This is a genomic window from Pedobacter sp. ok626, from assembly GCF_900100435.1.
In the GTDB taxonomy this organism is placed as follows: domain Bacteria; phylum Bacteroidota; class Bacteroidia; order Sphingobacteriales; family Sphingobacteriaceae; genus Pedobacter.
Genome location: NZ_FNEX01000004.1, coordinates 429,672 through 450,833 on the forward strand (window position 1 = coordinate 429,672; position 21,162 = coordinate 450,833).

Here is a 21,162-nt window from a genome sequence, read left to right on the forward strand (position 1 = left end):
CAAATCAAATATTGAGTAATCCACAAGGTACACTCGTTATGATTCATAAACATTGATGGCAGGATTATAAAACCAAATACCTGCGTATGAACAAGAAGTATTTATCTGCTGAACAGATTGCCTTTTTTAATGCTAACGGATACCTGACTGTTGAAGACATCATTACACCCGATGAAGTTGAGCTTTATAAAGCCATTTATAATGATTTCCTGTCGGAGAAAATAGCTGTTGGGGCGAACCGCTCTGATCTGGGGGATGGATTAGGCAAAAGTAAATCAAAGGAAAACATTACCCAGATCATGTGGCCCAGCGACTTTGTAAAAGAGTTGTTAGATATGCCTTATCATCAACGGGCACTGGCCATCAGCAGGGAGCTGATTGGTGAAGATGCCGAAATGGATTTCGATATGCTGATTAATAAAGCCCCATATTCCAATACCATTACGCCCTGGCATCAGGATGAAGCATATTGGCTCAATGTCCCGGATAAACGTGCGAACAGTTGCTGGTTGGCTTTAGATGAAGCTACCGTCGATAATGGTTGTATGTGGTTTGTTCCGGGGTCGAATCTGAAAGAGGTAAGGCCACATCGTTTTGCCAGTAAAGCCGGAGGAGCGCTTACCTGTGACGCGTCCGAAGAAGAAGGAATATATGTTGAGCTTAAGCCGGGGTCCTGTACCTTCCACCAGGGGCGTACACTACACTATAGCAGGGGCAACTCGACAAGTAGTGACCGAAGGGCGTTTATCCTCAATTTTAGACCTGCAGAAATGATCAGATATGAACGGGAACGGGGGTTTGATCATGGACGAAATAATGCGGGCGACAGGAAATTAAAGAACGACGATTTTAAAAGCTGATGACGTGGATGTTAAAGGTTGTTTAATTAAACATTAAATAAGGGCTTATGAAGATACTTTACTTTTGTACAACATGGGGTCAGAAAATGAGTGGCTGGCAGGACTTTTTTACAGGTGTCGTTGCTAATGGTTACCAGGGCGTAGAAGCAGCTCTTCCGGTTGAAGGAGAACGGAGGGAGTTTATGGAAGGATTGGAACAATACGGGTTGAAGTTTATCGCCCAGCATTGCGAAACAATGGATACTGACCTGCAATTGCATCAGGCAAATTATGAAGAAAGACTGCATAAACTGGCGGCATTAAAACCTTTATTTATCAATTCGCACACTGGAAGGGATTTTTTTAGCCAGGAGCAGAACTGCGGTTTGCTCGATATTGCCGAAAAGGTAACAAGGGCTACTGGAATCCAGATTGTACATGAAACCCACCGCGGCAGGTTTGCTTATGCGGCACATGTAACCGCGCCATTCCTTAATCAACGGCCGGAATTGCAGCTTACCCTTGATGTTTCGCACTGGTGTGCCGTGGCAGAAAGTCTGTTGCAGGATCAGCCCGAGGCGATTGATCTGGCGATAAAACATACGGCACATATACATGCCAGGGTGGGCTTTCCGCAAGGTCCACAGGTAGCAGACCCATCGCTTCCCGAATATGCGGAAGCATTGGCTTTTCATTTGAACTGCTGGGATAAAGTGGTCGAAAATTATAAAGGGGACATATTGACCATCACACCGGAGTTTGGTCCCATACCTTATATGCCACATCAGCTGCCACAGGAAAGGCAATGGCAAAACAACCTGTATATAATGAACCTTTTAAAAAACAGATATCAGCTAAAACAATCATGATAAAAGAAAGTAAGATCGGAAATTACAGGTGGTTCATTTGCTTTATGCTATTTGCTGCGACAACTATCAATTACCTGGACAGACAGATTCTCGGCCTGCTGAAACCAAGTCTGGAAAAAACATTTAGCTGGACAGAGACCGATTACAGTCATATCGTAATGGCTTTTACAGCGACTTACGCTTTAGGTCAGCTATTTTATGGAAAACTAATAGATAAAATAGGCACAAAATTGGGCTATACCATTTCGATCTCCGTATGGAGCATTGCAGCCATGCTGCATGCAGCAGTAAGAACAACCTTTGGCTTTGGCGCTATGCGTGCCTTGCTGGGAATGGGAGAATCTGGTAATTATCCCGCAGGTGTTAAAACTGTTGCCGAATGGTTCCCTAAAAAAGAAAGGGCGCTTGCCGTAGGTATTTTTGATTCCGGATCTAACATCGGAGCATGTGTGGCACCAATCCTGGTGCCTTGGATCCTGTCGGTATACGGCTGGCAAATGGCATTTATTGTAACCGGGGCCCTGGGCTTTGTATGGCTCGCCGCCTGGATCTCTTTTTATGAGATTCCTGTTAAGCAAAAGAAACTGAAGCCTGAGGAACTCGCCTATATCAATAGTGATGAAGATGCACTTACAGAAGATAACGATACCAGTACAGTGACCTGGAAAAAGTTGCTGGGCCTTAAACAGACCTGGGCATTTATTGCCGGTAAATTTTTTACTGATCCGATCTGGTACTTTTTCCTGTTCTGGTTGCCTTCTTATTTCGCCACTTATTTTCACCTCGACCTTAAAAAGCCAAGTCTGCCACTCGTGATCGTTTATACTGGTACCATGATCGGCAGTATCGGAGGGGGCTACCTTTCTTCCTGGCTCATTAAAAAAGGATGGCCGGTATACAAAGCCCGCAAAGCAGCATTAATGGTTGCCGCCATCTGTGTGATCCCGATAATAGCAACCCGCTATACGACCAATATGTGGTTTGTAATTGCCCTCATTAGTCTGTCGGTAGCCGCAAACCAGGCCTGGAGTGCCAATATCTTTACTATCGTTTCAGACATGTTCCCTAAAAAGGCGGTGAGCTCTGTAGTCGGTTTAGGCGGCATGGCCGGTGCCATAGGTGGTGTACTTTTTCCCATGTTTATTGGTTTTATCCTTGATTTTTATAAAAGCACAGGAAATATTGTCGCAGGCTATAATGCCATTTTCCTGGTCTGTGGCTGTTCATTTCTGGTCGCATGGCTGGTCATACACCTGCTTGCTCCTAAAATGGAAAAGGTTAAACTTTAGCAAAAATGAGAAATTTAACATAGCTTCTATATAAAAATGAGTTTTATCAGAACAACCGAAATGCCATCAGTCTACCGTCATCTTGAAAAGATGTCGATAGAAGAACTGCTGAACTACATAAACGATGAAGATGCCTCCATTGCAGCTGTGATATGTGGATTGGTGCCCCGCATTGCCGGACTGGTTGATGCGGCTGCATCACACATGGAGCAAGGAGGTCGGCTGTTTTACATCGGCGCTGGTACCAGTGGCAGGTTAGGTGTACTGGATGCCAGCGAATGCCCACCTACTTATGGGGTGTCAGCCGATGTGGTGATCGGTATTATGGCCGGGGGCGATGAAGCCTTGCGTTTTGGTATTGAGGATGCGGAAGATAGTCATGAACAAGGCTGGGTGGACCTGGAAAAATACAACATTAACAATCAGGATATCCTGATCGGCATAGCTGCCAGCGGTACTACACCCTATGTTTTGGGGGCTTTGAAAAAAGCACAGGAGCAAGGTATCCTTACTGCTTGTATCGTATGTAATGCCGATTCACCAATCGCTGAATATGCAGATTTTCCGATTGAAGCGGTGGTAGGTCCGGAGTTTGTGACCGGCAGTACCCGTATGAAAAGCGGGACGGCCCAAAAATTGATTTTAAACATGATCTCTACCACAGTGATGATCAGGCTGGGGAAAGTGCAAGACAACCGTATGGTGAATATGCAGATCAGCAATGAAAAGCTGGTAGAGCGTGGGGTGAAAATGCTGATGGAGAAAACCGGAATAACTGACTATGCGCAGGCTAAGGCAAGCCTGTTAAAATATGGGAATGTGAAGATTGCAATGGAAAAACTAAAAATGTAAATTATGGACGCAATAGTAAACATGGCTAAACCGGCAACAGATGGTACTTACATCAAACAGGTAATGACCATCGGTTTTTTCTTTTTCATCTTCGGCTTTGTAACTTGGGTAAATGGAACACTGATCCCGTATCTGCGTATTGCCTGCGAGCTACAGGAATGGCAGGCCTATCTGGTTACCTTCGCCTTTTATATCTCGTATACCTTTATGGCGCTGCCATCCAGTCGCATATTGCAGCTTACAGGAATCATTAAAGGCATGCAGGTGGGCTTGCTCATTATGGCTGCAGGCTGTCTGTTGTTTGTTCCTGCAGCCATGATGCGCTATTATCCACTGTTCCTACTGGGGTTGTTTGTGGTAGGCGCAGGCACAACATTATTGCAAACTGCAGTAAATCCGTACATCACCAAGTTGGGCGATCCGGCCAGGGCCGCACAGCGGATCAGTATTATGGGGATTTGTAATAAATTCGCAGGTATCCTTGCGCCAATGATCCTGGGTGCTATTATCCTTAAAAATTCTGATGGTCTGCTGATCGAATTGGAAAGCCTGGCTCCGATTGCGAAAACCGCACGCCTGGACGAACTGGCCCGCGATGTGATCATGCCCTATATTGTGTTAACCATTGTACTCTGCATCATTGCCTTCGGTATAAAGTATGCACATCTTCCTGAAATTAAACCTTCGGAGGAAGAACAGGCCCTGAATGAAAAACAAGAACTAGCTAATACCGGTAAAAGTCATAATGCCGCATTCGCGCTAGGTTTTACAGCCATATTTGTAACCGTAGCAGTAGAAGTAATTGCCGGTGATACTATTAGTAATTACGGTATTTATCATGGGGTAAGGCTTGATGTAGCTAAAAGCCTCACCTCTTATACGCTGGCATCTATGCTTACGGGGTATATTCTGGGTGCTTTATTTATCCCTAAACTCATCACCCAGGAAAAGGCGTTTTTGTATTCCTCCCTGCTGGGTATACTGCTTACACTGCTTGCGGTATTCGTACCGGGCCAGACCTCAATCGTATTTATCGCATTACTGGGCTTTGCCAATGCGATGCTTTGGCCGGCAATCTGGCCGCTCGCTCTACATGGATTAAGTGGTGCCTTATTAAATAGAGGATCAGCCATATTGATTATGGGTATTGCAGGTGGTGCCATCCTTCCATTGGTTTACAGCTGGCTTTCACATATTTCCAACAATCAGCTCGCTTACCTGCTGTTGGTTCCCTGCTACCTTTTTAATGTGTATTATCAAATCTCCAGGACTAAAAAACAAACATATCATGCTTAGCTCAATCTTACATATGCGTAATTTCTTATTTGTGATACTAACAGGTACTTCTATTCTTGCACAGGCAGCCGATGTGGAGGTAACCACTTATGGCGCCAAAGGCGATGGAAGTACCGTAAACACTGTAGCTATTCAAAAAAGTATCGATGCCTGTGCTGGATCTGGTGGGGGAAAAGTGATCTTCCCTGCTGGCAATTTCATGACGGCAACTATAGTCATGAAAAGCAATGTGACCCTCTACCTTGCTAATGGTTGTACACTGATCGGCGTTAAAGGCGCCTCAAATTACCCATATCAGCAGGCAGGAATCCCTTTTTATGGAGAAAACTGGGCAAAGCAGGCACTAATCTATGCCAATAAAGCGGAAAATATAGGTATTGAAGGATCAGGAACAATAGATGGTCAGGGAGCTAGCTTCGAGATCAATACCATCAAAAAACCAGATCGTTATATGAACAGGCCGTACCTGATCTGGTTTGTAGGCTGTAAAAAAGTGAGCGTTAAGGAGGTTCGCCTGCGTAATTCTGCATTCTGGATGCAACATTACCTGGGTTGTGAAGACCTGGTCATAGATGGTATCTCTATCTGGAACCATTCGAATAAAAACAACGACATGATTGATATTGACGGCTGTAAAAATGTATTGATCACCAATGTTAAGGGAGATTCCGATGATGATGGCCTTACCTTAAAAAGTACTTCTAAACTCATTTCAGAGAATATTGTCATCAGTAATTGTGTATTCAGTAGTCATTGTAACGGGTTGAAATTCGGTACAGAATCTACAGGTGGTTTCAGGAATGTGACTGTCAGCAATATTGTGATCAAACCATCTGCGCAGCTGACCACCATTTATGGTAAACCGGCCGGTAACAGTGGTATTTCACTGGAAATGGTAGATGGGGGGATTATGGAAAATATTACCATCAGCAATGTGGTGATTGATGGCCCTCAGGTGCCCTTGTTTATCAGACTGGGCAACAGGGCAAGGAAACATACGGATAACGCCCCGATGCCAGGTGTTGGCATTGCCAGGAATATCCACATTTCAAATGTGACGGCTACAGGTGCAGACATTACCGGCAGTTCGGTAATAGGACTCGAAAATGCTATTGTTGAAAATGTCTCTCTAAGCAATATTTCCCTATCTGGTTCAGGTGGTGCTAAAGCTGATGCAATGTTCAGGACGCTTGAAACCCTGGCTGATCATTATCCTGAAGCCACTATGTTTGGTCCACTGCCTGCATACGGCTTATTTATCAAACATGTGAAAGGTATCAGGTTAAATAACATCAGTTGCTCCTTTACGGAGACTGATGAGCGCCCTGCTATCGCACTGGAAAATACCAGCGATTTTGAAATTAAAGGATCAACAATGGGCAGTACTGCAAAGACCAATGCGCCTGTTTACCTGAAAAATACAACAAGAGGCTTCATCACCGCAAACGCCGTGTACAGCTCTGCGAAACATTTCATATGGAAGGAAGGTACGGTGACCGATGTAGCGGTAAGCAATAACCATCACCCGAAAATTAAATCAGGCAGTAATCAAACCATAAAAAAATGATCAGCAGAATAAATATATTCATTTTGCTCTTATTACTGAACACTAAACTGTTTTCGGCAGAGGTTCCGGTTGTACCTTATCCTCAACAGGTACAGCAGGGGGGCGCTACCATAAAATTGGGTAAACGCATAGCTGTTAAAGCGATTGGGATAGATCTACCCATGTTGAAACGCTTGGCCGACGTCGCTAAATACAGCACCGATACCAGAACTGGTGTCGCCCTGAAGCTAAGCTTAAGCGGCAACAAAACGGTTGACGCATTGATAAGGACATACACACAGCTAAAGGTCGACTGGAAAACGCAGATCGGAAAAGAGGGCTATGTGCTGGTTCTGAACAAAAAGGAACAGCTGCTGGTGGCGAACACAGAAACAGGCCTGTTTTACGGATTGCAGACTTTAAGGCAATTAACCGATGCTGGCTGGAATAAAGAGCTGGTTATTGCCGACTGGCCGTCCCTGCCGAACAGGATCATGTTTGACGACATTAGCCGTGGCCCCATTTCAAAGGTCGCCTATATCAAACGTCAGATTGAAAGGATGGCCGCTTTAAAGGTGAATGGCTTGTCGTTTTATATTGAACATGTGATCCAGACTAATGCGTATCCCGATTTTGCCCCCGAGGATGGAAAGCTAACCATTGCTGATGTCAAAGAACTGGATGCTTATGCTGCGAAATACCATATGCAGCTAGTAGGGAGCTTCCAGTCATTCGGACATTTTAATAACATCTTGTCCCTGCCCCAATACCAGTCGATGGGCGAAACTTCAACCATGATCTCACCGCTCGATCCTAAGGCAAAACACTTTCTGGAAAGCGTGATCACTGAAATGTGTGGTGCTTTCAGCGCTCCTTATTTCAATGTCAACTGTGATGAGACTTTCGACCTGGGGAAGGGGAAATCTAAAAAATATACGGACAGTGTCGGGATAGCTAAATTCTATGCCGACCATCTTAAATTCCTGTATGATGTGGTAAAAAAGAACGGCAAGAAACTGATGATGTGGGGTGACATTGCATTACAACATGAGGAAATTCTGGACATGCTGCCAAATGATATTGTTTATATGACCTGGGAGTATGGTGATCCGAAATCGTACAGCAAATGGATAGACCCCTTTGTAAAACGTAACCTACAGTTTATGGTTTGTCCAGGTATTTTAAACACCAATAGGCTTTTCCCTGATCTGGCCATCGCCAAAGCAAATATCAAGGGATTTATCAATGAAGGTTATGAAAAAGGTGCAATTGGTGCATGTACCACCATTTGGGATGAAGGCGGTGACCAGCTGTTTTCGGAAGATTGGTACGGTGTTTATATGGCGGCAGAGAAAAGCTGGAATACAAAAGCTGTTTTCAACGATGGGTTTGATAAACGCTATGAAAAAACAGCTTATGGTACCGAAAATGGCGCCTATGTGAAAGCGATCGATAAGTTGATGGAGTTGAGAGACCTGCCCCTGACTTACAATATGACTCACGAAATTTGGTGGCAACACATTTTACCTCAAAATGGAGAAGCCCTGATTCTGAACAATAAAGATGTTCCCGAAGGCTTAGGCCTGGTAGATGAAGCTGCAGCGCTGCTACAGTCAGCAAAGCCAGCAAGAAATCTTTCCGACCTGGCGACATTAAAATACATTGTAGATCGTTACAAGCTGCTTTTTGATACCCGCATACAGATTGCTGAAATTGCTAAATGGTACCAGCAAAATGAAGGAAAGGGAATTGCCGGTTTAGAACCGAAAATAGCAAACCTGCGCAGCCTGAAGAACAGGTACATCTCCATGGAAGCCGATTTCAAAAATAAATGGAACCGGGAAAATCAGCCCTACACACTGGACTACGCCTTAAAACCATATAAAAACCGAATTGCAGCTTTAGCAGAGCTGGAGCGTAAGCTGACCATGGTCAGTATAGCTGCTGCCGCAAACGCCACACTGCCTCCAGCTACTGCGATTGGTCTGAATGTGGTAGAGAGCAACCGTTTCTATTTCAATTATTGGCTACTTACAGGCCCTTTTAAAAGCGATACATTCCCAACGTTTCTATATTCTGAAGACCAACAGGCCGATCATCCACCCAAACCCGGAGATTTTGCGCAGTACAACGGTAAACAATCCCGCTGGATGAAATACAATACCGACAATGGTGGCATCATCGATAAATTTAAAAATCCTGGGACCGATACTTATGTCTATGCTTTTTGTACGATCACTACTGAAACCGCTAAACCGCTACCAGCATGGATTGGAAACAACTCAGCAGTGCAGCTATTCTGTAACGGTAGCCAGGTAGTCGAAGGGGCTGTAGGCCCCGCAGGAAATATAGCCCTGCCAAAAGAGAAATCCTATGACCTGCCTTTAAAAGCAGGTACCAATTATATCGTGTTAAAGGTAAAAAGTAATGCCACAAATGCAGCTTTCACCTTTCGCTTAGACACCAATGAGCCACTAACCAACCATAAACATAAATACACTATCAATGCTAACCAAGAGAGCCATGAAGCAGATTAAGATCCTAACCAGTTTAATCCTGGTCGCCCTTATTAGCGCCTCAATTCCTGCCTTTTCTCAAGTAAAAAAGGAAGAGATTGTAACCGCAATTGATCAGACGGCCAATTGTATTGTCAATGTGATCCTGGATGAGCAGGGTAAATCACGTTGCGATTACAACCTGACGGAAGGTAAATGGTATCCTTATGAGGTGCCATGGCATACTGGCCAGGCTATCAATGCCCTGCTGGCAGGCTATAAAATCAGGGGCAATGAAAGTTGGTTAAATGCGGCTAAGAAAGCCGGGAACTACTGGGTTAGCCTGCAGATCAAAGACCATCCCAAACTGAAAGGTATGCTCGGTGCTACACATGGTGATTTTATAGGCGATGATGTCATTGTTTTTGCCACCATATCTGATGGTACGCCAGGTATTTATGAGCTGAGTAGGGTAACTAGAGACAAAAAATATGCTAAAACGGCCACAGAGGCAGCTGAATGGATGATGAAAAATATGTACGATGCCGAGAAAGGGGTGTGTTATGACAATGTAGACTTGAAAACTGGTGATGTACAGAGGGAATTCAGTCCCTTCTGGAAGGATAAAAAGGTTGGTGAACAAACATTATTCGATGTTTCTCGCCCAAATACCGAGGGCTCCTTGTTTAAAGATGCTTATGAGTTTTCGGGCAATACAGCTTTTAAAGATGCCTTCATCAATTTATGTAACAGTCTGTTGAAGCTACAGGATGAAAATGGGATATGGTCTGATTTTATGCCTAATTTCAAGGAGGTACATTCTTTCCACCCCAGGTTTAACCTCTGGTATGCCGAATCGCTGATTGAAGCCTTTAAACTGACCAAAGATCGAAAGTACCTGGAGGCTGCGGCCAGAACGGCACGCACACATGCCAAAGCCCAGCAAAAAGATGGCACCATGTATTACGATAATTATACAAATGGCAAAGCACCAGACAAAGGATCTGTAACAGGATCAGAGGTTGCCCTTTCGGGCATCGTATGGATAGAGCTTTCCAGATTAGGCTATAAGGAATTTGATGCCAATATCGAGAAGTCTGCCTATTGGCTGGTGCACAATCGTTTTGCTGAAGACCACCCCGACAAAAACCTGAGAGGGCAGGTCATAGAGACCAGAATCCGTTCTAAAGGCAAGGTTTGGCTGGTCAATCGCGACATCGGTACCAGCTTCGCACTCCGCTTTTTAAGTGATTACTACAAATTTAAATCATTTCAGAACTAACCGAATATATCAACCAAACAACCAAATGCAAACTCTAAAAAGAACTTGTCATGAAAAAATCTATTTTTAAATCATATCTCATGTGGATATTGGCAGTCATCATTTCCGCCGCAGGGATTAGTTTTCCTGCTCAGGCCCAAACCATGGGCAACATCAGGGGTAAAGTGATTGATGAGCAGGGCGGAGCATTGCCGGGGGCCTCTGTAAAAATTAAGGGCAGCAACAAAGGGACTTCTTCCAGTACTACCGGCGACTTTCAACTGAATGACCTGAAGCCGGGTAGCTATGTCGTAACTGTGTTTTATATGGGTTTTAGTCCCGTTGAAACGAATGTGGAACTTAAAGCTGGACAAACATTGGTACAAAACATTAGACTGGTTACGAGCAGCGTTGCTTTAAAAGGCGTTACTGTGTCGGGCGTGATGGAAGGACAGCAAAAGGCCTTGAATCAGCAAAGAAACGCAGATAACATCAAACAGGTGGTCTCTGCGGATTTGATGGGCCGTTTTCCTGATCTTAACGTTGCCGAATCACTGCAAAGACTTCCGGGAGTAACCATTGGTCGTGAGCAGGGCGAGGGCTCTACTGTGCAATTACGTGGTACACCAGGTGGCTATACCAATATCAATATTAATGGTGAACAGATTATGGGTACCCAGGAACTTGGGCAGCGGAATGCACAGTTGGACCTGATCCCTGCCAATGTGCTGGCTTCTATGGAAGTGGTTAAAACTTTAACTCCTGATCTGGATGGTGATGCGATCTCGGGTGCTATCAACTTAAAAACTCCTACAGCGATCAGCTTAAAGCCGCAATTATCGGTTGACCTTGGCGGTGGCTATAATAAACTGCGCGACAATTCAAATGGCATCGGTAACATCAGCTTTGGCCGTCGTTATGGTGCAACGGAGGATATGCCAAATGGTAAATTGGGTGTTACGGTTTCCGGTAGTTATTACAAAACAAGTAATGGCTATGACGAGATTAACGCACAGGCCTGGCAGTTGAAAGATTTTGCTGACGGAAAAGGCAATATCTATTTTCCAACCGATATTCGTCTTGTCTATCTGGAGAATGACCGTACCCGTATGGGTGCCACAACCACATTAGATTATAGCTTTAGCCCTACTACTTCAATCGTGGCGAACTTAACTTTCAATAGTCTAGACAATGATGCTACCCGCTACCGCAAACGTACCCGTATGCAGACTGCCAATACTACATTTGCAAACGGTGTTTATACCACTACCCGGGGCCGAGGCTACAATGAGGTACTGGACAGACAGATGCGAAACAATAATATCAATTTTAGTTTGGAAGGTGAGACCATGTTAAGTGAGGTTAAGCTAGATGGAGGAATATTCATTACTGGATCTAATTTTGATCAACGTGCGGCGGCGTACAACTATATCACGGGTAATGTTCCATTAACGATTGCCAATATATCGGGCGATTATATCCAGGCAACAGGCTCGACAGATGCCAAAAATAATGCAGCTTTATACAACTATAATACCATTGAAGCGAATGACTTTAAAACACAAGGTCGCAATTTTGTGGCTCGTGTAAACCTTACCTACCCCTACAAAATAGGTGATAATGATGCTTATTTTAAGATGGGTGCAAAGGTGAAAAGAATGAGCAACAAGCGTTTCAGACCATTAAGTACATTTGTAGCGAATTATAGTGGGCCTGCCGGTGTAGGTAATCTCAATAATTTTAAAGGAGATTCAGAAGTTTCCGCTGATTTTCTGGACAATAATATCAATTTCGGTTTAGGCGTGGATAAGGACGCTACAATAGGTTTTTTTAATGGCAACCCTTCTTATTTTACACAAAATGCGGATCAAAAACAAATATCAATCGATTCGTACTTTTACGATGCAGAGGAGAACGTTGTAGCCGGATACCTGATGAACCGCATTCAGTTCAAGAGATTGATGTTGTTAGGAGGTTTGAGGGTAGAGCGAACAGATGTTGATTACGATGCGAAGCTGGTAAATCAGGATGGTGATGGTAAACTGACTTCATCAGTACCAGTTAATTCGAAATATAATTACACCAAATTTTTACCGAATCTGCAGGGTAAGTATGATCTGACCAAAAACATGGTAGCACGTGGTGCCGTATCTTTCGGTTATTCAAGACCAAACTTTAACGACCTGGTGCCAAGTCGTGTGGTGAGTATACTGAACAGGACATTAACAGATGGTAATCCTGATTTAAAACCCGCATTTGCAACAAACTACGATTTATCCATTGAGCAATATTTAAATAATCTGGGTATTCTTTCTGTAGGCGCATTCTACAAACACATCAATAAGTTTCAATATAACAGCGTGGTTACTTTAGCAGGCACAGAGTTCCCTGATGCTGCTGCTTACAAAGATTATTTGTATTACAAGACTTACAATGGAGATTTGGCCAAGGTAATTGGTGTTGAAGTTAATGCGCAAACTAACCTTACTTTTCTTCCGGGCATCCTGAAAGGAATTTCATTGTATGCCAATTATACCTATACCCACTCAAGGGCTGATGCATTGGGAAGGAAAAAACTCCGTTTACCCGGACAGGCTGATCATACTGCTAACGGTTCTATTTCTTATACTTTAAAGGGCTTTACGCTACAGGGAAATCTGAACTATAATGGCGCCTATACCTCTACATTAGGTACTGATGATGCGACTGATGTGATCAGGGCCGCACGTTACCAGGTGGATGTGAATGCTTCTTTCCGTATCACCAAAGGCCTTACTATTTATGCCGAGGGTGTAAATCTTACTAATGAACCACAGGTAGAATATTTTGGAGAGCGTTCCCGCATTTTTACGAAAACATTTTATGATTATTCGGCCCGTGCCGGACTAAAATACCGCTATTAAATGACAATGATTAAAGAATTTTTAAAAGACCATTTACAGGTTAAAATTTATTCAAATAGGAGAGAAATGGGCATCAGCGCTGCTAAACTGGCAGCGCAATGTTTAAGGGAATTGTTGCGGCAGAAAGATGAGGTTAACATGATCTTTGCTGCGGCGGCTTCTCAGTTGGAGTTTCTGGAAGCGATAGTTCTGGAAAAAGATATAGAATGGGACCGGGTAAATGCCTTTCATATGGATGAATATACAGGCTTGCCCGTAGCTCACCCACAACGTTTCGGAAATTTCCTGAATGAGCGGATCTTTTCGAAGCTGCCGTTGAAAAAAGTTTATTACCTGAATGAAGAAGGCAATGATACCGAAGCTGAAAGTATACGGTATGCTGCATTGCTGCAAAAGATGCCACCAGATATAACATTTATGGGCATAGGTGAAAATACACATCTTGCATTTAATGATCCGCATGTAGCCGATTTTAACGATCCTGTGCTGGTCAAGATCGTCGACCTGGATGAACCCTGTAAGCTGCAGCAGGTACACGATGGCTGTTTTGCTACAGTTGCTGATGTGCCTTCATACGCTTACACCTTAACCATCCCGGCCTTATTGCAGTCGGCGTATATTTTTTGCATGGTTCCCGGTAAAAATAAAGCACAGGCAGTGAAGCATACGCTGACTGAGGCCATTAGTGCAAAATATCCATCTACTTCGTTGAGAGATCATGCTGATGCCATCTTGTTTTTAGATCAGGACAGTGCTGCACTGATCCTTTAAAAAATTAGGCCATGAACTTATTCAGCAAGATATTTTTAGGTATAGGAGGTACGGCAGTCTTAACAGGAATGTCATTAAAGGTATTTCCGCAGGAAAATGATGGCTTGTCTGTCGCGAAAAAGGTTGCAGATAAGGTCATCGCCGATACTCATTTTGCTTTTACATTAGTGCCTCAAAAAGAAGTGCTGGGCTTGCAGGTGGTAGATTTTAGAAGTTTGAGGCCTGTTTCAGGACAGCAGGTCTATGCAAAAAGTAAGCTTACCGCCATTAATGATACCGTCCTTAGCTTTGGCCTCAGCTATGCCGGTCAGATCAGCATCTGGATCAACAGCAAGCCAGTGTATGATGGAGAAAATTCTGTTGTTAAAATCCCTAAAGAGATTTCCTATAACCGGTTTACCTTTAATCAGCGGTTTTCTGCTGGTTTAAAAAAAGGTGATAATGAAATTGTAATCCGTTATACGGCCGTTGAGCCCAGACTTCCAGTCGTATTTTTAATGCCAGCCACAAAGGAGGGCGATTTGGATGCAGCTGCAAGATTCAGCTCCGGAATTAAAGAGGAAAGCCAGAATACTTCCTGGATGCTTTTAGGGCCGTTTAATAAAATGCGGCAGCTGAATATGCAGGCCAGACTACCCGATTACCTGATGGAAGGTACAGGAGTGTTAAACTGGGTTAAAAGTCCGCAACGTTTTATACCTGAGCTGGAAACACCGGCCACTGCCGCCTATCAGCGTGATCCCTACACCGATTGGCATTATTCGCATGGTGCAATGGTTTGGAGTATTATGGCGCTGGATACAGACGGAAAGTATAGTGCCTTTGCGAAGCAATACATTGATTTTACACTACAACAGATACCTTATTTCGTTTACCAGTACAATTCGCTATTCGCCTGGCGTGGAAGTTATCATAGGATTTTTAGACGCACCATGTTGGATGATACAGGGGCGCCAATTTTACCTTTTGCAGAATGGTTGTTAAGGGAAAAGAATGCGGCCGTTAAAGAATTGGTGATGCCTATAGCTAACTATGTAGCGAACGAACAACACAGACTAAAGGACGGTACTTTTTGTCGGCCTGAACCTGTGGAGTTTACCGTATGGGCGGATGACTTGTTTATGGGGGTGCCTTTCTTGCTACAAATGGCAGAAATTACCGGTGACCGCAAATACTATGATGATGCCAGTATTCAGGTTGTAAACTTTAGAAAATACCTGCTTAACTCTGCAACAGGATTATACAAACATGCCTGGTTTAATGACAAACGGCAGCAATCTGCTGCCTATTGGGGGCGTGCCAATGGTTGGGTTGCCTGGGCTAATGCGGAACTGTTGGCGAAGCTACCAAGAAAGCATCCTGCCTACAAGCAGGTGCTCCGGAATTTCCGCCAGGAGATGAAAGCATTGATCGCTTATCAAGATAAAAACGGCTTCTGGCACCAGGTATTGGACAGACCTGACTCATACGAAGAAACTTCCTGTACAGCATTGTTTACAATTGCCCTTGCCCGAGGTGTTAGGGAAGGTTGGTTAAGTGCTGCTTATAAGAAAAATGCTCATGCCGGCTGGGAAGCGGTTAAGACAAAAATTGATGAAAATGGTGTGGTATATGGTATTTGTCAGGGTACAGATATCGGTTACAATCAGGAATTCTATATGAAAAGGAAAACGATAAACAATGACCCCCGTGGCATGGGCGCTGTAATTACTGCAGGTATAGAAATATCAAAACTCAGGAAATGAGCATACAACGGAAATTAAACCTGGTATTTTTAATGTGGACTGTAATGGGCCTGGTTTCCTGTACTGAAAATGTCGGGCAGAATTTATACCTGTACGATATGGGAACCGAAAATTCGGCTGTTGAAAAAGGGTATATACAGGTTACGCCGGCTGGTACTTATACTGAAAATGCTGGTTTCGGTTGGTTAAATAAACCTGAGGGGGCCTTTGATACCCTTGCCGGGAAATGGAACAATGACCTGAACAGGGATGGGGTATGGGCAAAAGACAGTCTTGTTTTTAAGGCAAACATCCCCAATGGGGTGTACCTTTTAACGCTTACCTTGGGCGATAATACCGAAAAACAGTTAAACCAATCTGTTTATTTTAACGGAGCACTTATTGCAGATTCGGTGATCACACCCTGGTACCGTATTCCCTTTAAAAGTGTAAATAAAAAAATAACCATCAGCAATGGAGTAGCGGTTGTAAAGATTAGCTCCGCATCGCTGGTGGCAGTTCAAAATATTGAATTCCGGCCGATTGCCAGGCAAAAGATCAGCACGCTTACCGGGTTTGAACAGGATACCATTGCCATAAAACATTTAGGAGGAGATTTTGCCGCTAAATATTTAAAAGCTAGTTACTATTATGACCTGGGCGCCTGGTCGAAATCAGCCAAAACTTCGGGCATCAACTTTACATTTAGAATGTACCTCGCAGCAGATATGCTGGAGCAGATTGCCGCCTCTGAAAATGATCCTTTATATGATAAAGCCATTTATCTGCTGGCTAAAATCCATTATTGGCTAGACCAGGAAGACAATGATCCTTACCATGAAGCCGAAGCCAGAAAGTATTTTACTATCTTAAAAAAGAAATACCCGGACGCGGAACTGATTAAGATGTACCTGGGTGAGCAGATCCCCTTTGAGCTGCCGGATCATGTTGATGGAAAAGCTGCACCACAATGGGCGGTTAAGCAACATGAGGCTATGCAAAGAATGCTGAAAATTATTTACTGGTGGGTAAACGAACGACAGGAGGCGAATGGCGAACTGGGTGGTAAATATGGTGATGATGTGGAAATCCTGCGCTGGTGGCTGCCTGCAATTTTAGGTGCCGACGATGCTACGGCAAAAAGAGGGTACATGCGACTGGCAGATGGGGTTTGGAACAGTGGTATCATGGAACGTGGCTTTGCTGAAAAAATTGATGATGTAGAACATTCTGCAGAACTGTTCCGTGATACACATCCTTCGATGTTTATGATCCATTATGGTGATCCCGAATACATAGAGCGCTGTCTGATCAGCATGCAGAATTTTGAGAAAGTATGGACAGGTATAACGCCTAAGGGGCATCGTCATTTTAAGTCCTGTTATCTTTCTGCAACAGCAGTGCTGGAGCAGGCACCCATGAATGTGGATGTCCCGCTTAATGCAAGAGCAGTTTTGCCGGGTTTATGGGCCGCTTGGTATAACCGGAACCCTACATTGATTCAGCTATTTAGCGAATGGGGCAATGCCTGGGTAGCAGATGCTGCCCGTACCGATGGAGGAAAGCCTGCGGGTGTATTGCCTGCGGCAATTGCTTTTGCTGATGATGGGATAGGGGCCCATACGGGGAAATGGTATGACCCCGGGCTGGAATACGATTATTATAAATGGGAGAGCTTGGGTCATGTTAATGAAACGCAGGCGCAATTGATTGGCATGTACGGTATTACCAACAATACGTCTTTTTTAAAGCCTGTAAATTTTTGTTACGACCTGATGATCGGTGCTGCCCAGGAGAAGCTGCCGGAGAATCCTGAACAAGGTTCATTAAATTGGGTAAAAAAGGTATTGCTGCAGGGTGGGGTAGATAAGGGCGGAGCAGATAATCCGATGACTGATGTTTTTGCTATGGCCGGGCGGATTAGCAACAGTTCTAAGTATGATGAGTTTATTGCCCTTCATGGCAATCCTTATAACAAATATCTGGTTAACAAAGATCCGGAAACCATCAATAAAGGCTTTGAGGAATTGCTAAACTCGTTAAGGTATAATTTTCCGCTTTTAACTACTGAAGTTAAATATACCGACCGTGTCTATGTACGGGGTAGCGAGCTGCTGTTTGGTATGTATACCGGGCATTTTGGTTCGGGATATGAATACCCCTCAACGGTGGCCACCTGGAAAAATACAGGGTCGGATATAGGCGTGTTTGTCCGTCATGGTGACGCTACATCGGCAAAGGTGTCTCTTTACAATTTTGGGAAAACCAAGATGGTGACCATGCAAACCTGGCTGCTGGAACCCGGCACTTATAAACTGAGTAGCGGCACTGATACCAATGATGATGGTGAAATTGATGCAGATCAATTGGAACGGGTCCTTGTGCTGAAGGAAAGGGTAAACCAGGTGCGATTGCAGGTGCCGGCAGGGAAACTCCAGGCTGTGAGGATCGAACAGTTAAAGGCATACCCAAAGCCTGAAGCTGCGGCTGATGTTGCACTTTCTGATCGGGATATCTCAATTGTTAATGATCAGCTCAGTGTTAAAATCCATAATGTAGGGAATGTGACGGCCAAAAACATCAGGGTTGAACTGTGGGCTGGAGCGAGAAAGATCGGCTTGAGCAAAATAGCAGAGATTCCCGCACCAAATGACTTGGTTCCACGCTGGAAAAAAATCAGCTTTAAAATCGAAACTGGTAGGGCAATATCAGCGATTTCAGTTAGGGTATTTACAAATCATCCCGAAATTACAACACTTAACAATACCGCATCCTATCGTTTAACCCCGTAAATCCATATATTATGGCAGGATATAAGTTAAAAATATTGTTCGTCCTATTGGTTATCGGGGTTGCGTCATCATCCGCTCAAACCCAATCTGTTAACCTTAAAAAGGAATATGGGAAAACATTGGTTCAGCTGGCTGATGTATTGTTGCAACACCAGTTGAAAGAAAAGGGAATGCCTGGTTTTGGTGCGCTTAAATGCGACTATGATGGAGTGTTACACACCAGGGCCTCAGAGGCGGTTTACCCTTTTGCTGCGGCCTATAAAATTACCGGTGAACGTAAATACCTCGAGGCGGCGATCGGCACGGGAAACTGGCTGATTCAGCAGCAGGAGCAAAACGGAAGCTGGAAAGAAACGCCTGAAGAATGGACAGGTACTACGACCGACCAGGTTTTAATGCTGATGCTGGCCTGGGACAATATTGCTCCTCAGCTCAGCAAAACTGAAAAAGACGGCTGGCGCAACGCGATACATCAAGCGGTTGATTATTTGCATGGGGTAATGACACCCGAGTTTGCCAGTATCAATTATGTAGCAACCACTTGTGCGACCCTGGCGAAGGCAGGCATTTTTTTTAATGACCGCAAATATGCTAAAAGGGCGAATCAACTTGCACATCGCACAGTCTCCAAGATGGATGAGGACGGCTTTTTAAATGGAGAAGGTGGACGTACCCATGCCAATAAACTGGGTGTAGACCTAGGCTACAGCATGGAAATGTCTTTATGGGGGCTGGGCCTTTATGCAAAATTAACTGGCGATACCCTGGTTAATAATGCGGTTAAACATGCGCTGAAAAGCCATCTTTATTTTATTTACCCTGATGGTTCGCTGGACAATTCCTGGGGTATCCGTTCCAATAAGTGGACTACCTATGGGGGAGCCACCTCTGATGGTTGCCAGGTTTTATTTTCGCTATATGCGGATGAAGATTCCAGGTATGGTGCTGCTTCCTTAAAAAACCTGGAATACCTGCGTAAAAATATCCTACCAAATGGACTTATCGGCTATGGGCCGCAACACGAGGAAGTGATGGATCATCCTCCTTGTATTTATCCAACTTTCACCAAGGCCAAGAACCTTGCTATGGCTTATGAACTGGAAACAAAACAGAACCGGCTATTAGCGAAACTGCCAACTGAAGAAAGCGGCTGGGTAAAATACTTTAAAACAGTTGATGTTGCCCAGCTACGGACCCAAAATTTTATGGCAACCATTACTTCCTATGGCTATAAAGATTATAAAGCTGGCGCAAAGAGTAAATACATGTACCGCCCGGTGGGTGGAACTATTTCTGCTTTATGGGTAAAGGATCATGGTTATCTGACTGCATCCAGTGTAACGGAGTACTCGAGACCTGAGCCGATGAGTTTTCCCGAAGCAGCTGGCGTCAGGTCCTTAACTCCAAGAATAGAGTTTACCGATAGCTTGGGTTATTTTACGAATCTATTTGAGTTTGACAGCAGGATGGAAGCGAAGCAGTCAGGTAGCAACAGATTTGAAGTCAGCGTTTCTGGTGAACTGAAGGATAAAAACTGGCTGGCGGCAGGCCTTGGCTACCATATGAAATATCTCTTTTCTGATAGTGCCGTGGTAAAAACCATCAGACTGGTTTATCATGATGCCTGGCCGGTGGTAAAAATCATTGAACCCATTATTCATTGTAAAGGTATGGTGTTTACGAAAATCGATGCCTATACGGTTTTGATCACTGTGGGTAAGCATAAGTTCAGGTTTAAACTGCTTTCCGGAAATGCGGTATTAAATATGGGTAAGGATGCAGAGCATTACTGGGCACCATATCCGGCATTAAAAGCTTTTCCTTTGGAATTGGAAGTAAAGCCTTTAACAGGAATTATTAGTCAGGAAGTTAGCTATGAATTGTCCATAATGTAATTCGGAATTGGGGATCGATTCTGTCAGGATGAGCTGATCTTTCTGATCGTAATAACTGCAAGTCATCAATGATAAATTCACCATCCATCTATCGATTCCTGTTTCTGCACAATGCCTGCAAAAGCTAAGGTAATCTGTTTGCCCCGCCTGATGCATTTTCAAATACTTCGTAAACTTTTTCTTATGACTTACAGCAGCGACGACTAAAGGTTCATACTTTGCCTTGGAGCTGAGTTGATGGCCATTATGCCCATAGTACTGGGTATGGCTGTCGGATACGTGGGTTACAAATTCTTCCACTCCTAACTTTTTGATCGCTTGAATATATTGGGGGAAATCTGCTCCGCTTTTCACTTTTTCATGTTCCTGTTCAATTTGCGCAATTGTAAAAGATTCCTCCTGTAAATTGGTGGATATTGCTTTGAGTTCCGTTTTAGGTTTATTAAAATGTTCAGAATCCCTCACAACTGACATAACATCCCATTCTTTGGTGTGTTCCTGATCTACTGTCCCATCCGCGATTACTGCTCTGAATACAGCAACAGGGTTAAAGCTCTTACTATTGATGAGTAGGTTACCAGCAAATGTCTTTTGTATAAACTGAAATGAAAACATAGAAATACATAAACA

Annotated in this window: 14 protein-coding genes; 13 read left to right on the plus strand and 1 reads right to left on the minus strand. The window is 43.9% G+C overall.

Going from position 1 to position 21,162, the window contains the following annotated elements; translation table 11 throughout:
• Nucleotides 1-86 precede the first annotated feature (86 nt).
• From BLS35_RS08300 to BLS35_RS08360, 13 genes are read left to right on the plus strand one after another with little or no spacing between them, the layout of a single operon-like run.
• A complete protein-coding gene (locus tag BLS35_RS08300) occupies nt 87-860 on the plus strand; it encodes a phytanoyl-CoA dioxygenase family protein (RefSeq protein WP_090779696.1) in 774 nt (257 codons plus the stop codon).
• Between the two features lie 47 nt (nt 861-907).
• Entirely contained in the window at nt 908-1,708 is an 801-nt protein-coding gene (locus BLS35_RS08305; protein ID WP_254778751.1) for a sugar phosphate isomerase/epimerase family protein, read from the plus strand.
• Entirely contained in the window at nt 1,705-2,997 is a 1,293-nt protein-coding gene (locus tag BLS35_RS08310) for an MFS transporter (protein WP_090779761.1), read from the plus strand. The genes BLS35_RS08305 and BLS35_RS08310 overlap by 4 nt, the downstream gene beginning before the upstream one ends.
• Nucleotides 2,998-3,033: 36 nt before the next feature.
• Nucleotides 3,034-3,849 (plus strand): N-acetylmuramic acid 6-phosphate etherase, encoded by an 816-nt coding sequence (gene murQ, locus BLS35_RS08315; RefSeq protein WP_090779701.1) that lies wholly within the window; start codon nt 3,034-3,036, stop codon nt 3,847-3,849.
• 3 nt (nt 3,850-3,852) lie between these two features.
• Nucleotides 3,853-5,145 (plus strand): sugar MFS transporter, encoded by a 1,293-nt coding sequence (locus tag BLS35_RS08320; protein WP_090779703.1) that lies wholly within the window; start codon nt 3,853-3,855, stop codon nt 5,143-5,145.
• On the plus strand, nt 5,138-6,712 hold the full coding sequence (locus BLS35_RS08325; protein ID WP_090779705.1) for a glycoside hydrolase family 28 protein: 1,575 nt from the start codon (nt 5,138-5,140) through the stop codon (nt 6,710-6,712). Before BLS35_RS08320 ends, BLS35_RS08325 begins: the two co-directional genes overlap by 8 nt.
• On the plus strand, nt 6,709-9,228 hold the full coding sequence (locus BLS35_RS08330) for a beta-N-acetylhexosaminidase (RefSeq protein WP_090779707.1): 2,520 nt from the start codon (nt 6,709-6,711) through the stop codon (nt 9,226-9,228). Before BLS35_RS08325 ends, BLS35_RS08330 begins: the two co-directional genes overlap by 4 nt.
• On the plus strand, nt 9,215-10,468 hold the full coding sequence (locus BLS35_RS08335) for a hypothetical protein (protein WP_090779709.1): 1,254 nt from the start codon (nt 9,215-9,217) through the stop codon (nt 10,466-10,468). Before BLS35_RS08330 ends, BLS35_RS08335 begins: the two co-directional genes overlap by 14 nt.
• A gap of 50 nt (nt 10,469-10,518) precedes the next feature.
• Nucleotides 10,519-13,350: a TonB-dependent receptor gene (locus BLS35_RS08340; protein ID WP_090779711.1), complete on the plus strand. Its 2,832-nt coding sequence runs from the start codon at nt 10,519-10,521 to the stop codon at nt 13,348-13,350.
• Nucleotides 13,351-13,356: 6 nt separating this feature from the next.
• Nucleotides 13,357-14,121, plus strand: a complete 765-nt coding sequence (locus BLS35_RS08345; protein WP_090779762.1) for a glucosamine-6-phosphate deaminase — start codon at nt 13,357-13,359, stop codon at nt 14,119-14,121.
• 11 nt (nt 14,122-14,132) lie between these two features.
• Complete coding sequence (locus BLS35_RS08350) at nt 14,133-15,866, plus strand: glycoside hydrolase family 88/105 protein (RefSeq protein ID WP_090779713.1); 1,734 nt, start codon at nt 14,133-14,135, stop codon at nt 15,864-15,866.
• Nucleotides 15,863-18,637 carry a tetratricopeptide repeat protein gene (locus tag BLS35_RS08355; protein ID WP_090779715.1) on the plus strand — a complete coding sequence of 925 codons (2,775 nt, stop codon included), beginning with the start codon at nt 15,863-15,865 and terminating at the stop codon, nt 18,635-18,637. The genes BLS35_RS08350 and BLS35_RS08355 overlap by 4 nt, the downstream gene beginning before the upstream one ends.
• A gap of 11 nt (nt 18,638-18,648) precedes the next feature.
• On the plus strand, nt 18,649-20,532 hold the full coding sequence (locus BLS35_RS08360) for a hypothetical protein (protein ID WP_090779717.1): 1,884 nt from the start codon (nt 18,649-18,651) through the stop codon (nt 20,530-20,532).
• Here BLS35_RS08360 and BLS35_RS08365 read toward each other — a convergent pair.
• Nucleotides 20,482-21,162: DUF1398 domain-containing protein (locus BLS35_RS08365; protein WP_254778753.1), on the minus strand; the 681-nt coding region annotated here is incomplete at its 5' end. The genes BLS35_RS08360 and BLS35_RS08365 overlap by 51 nt on opposite strands.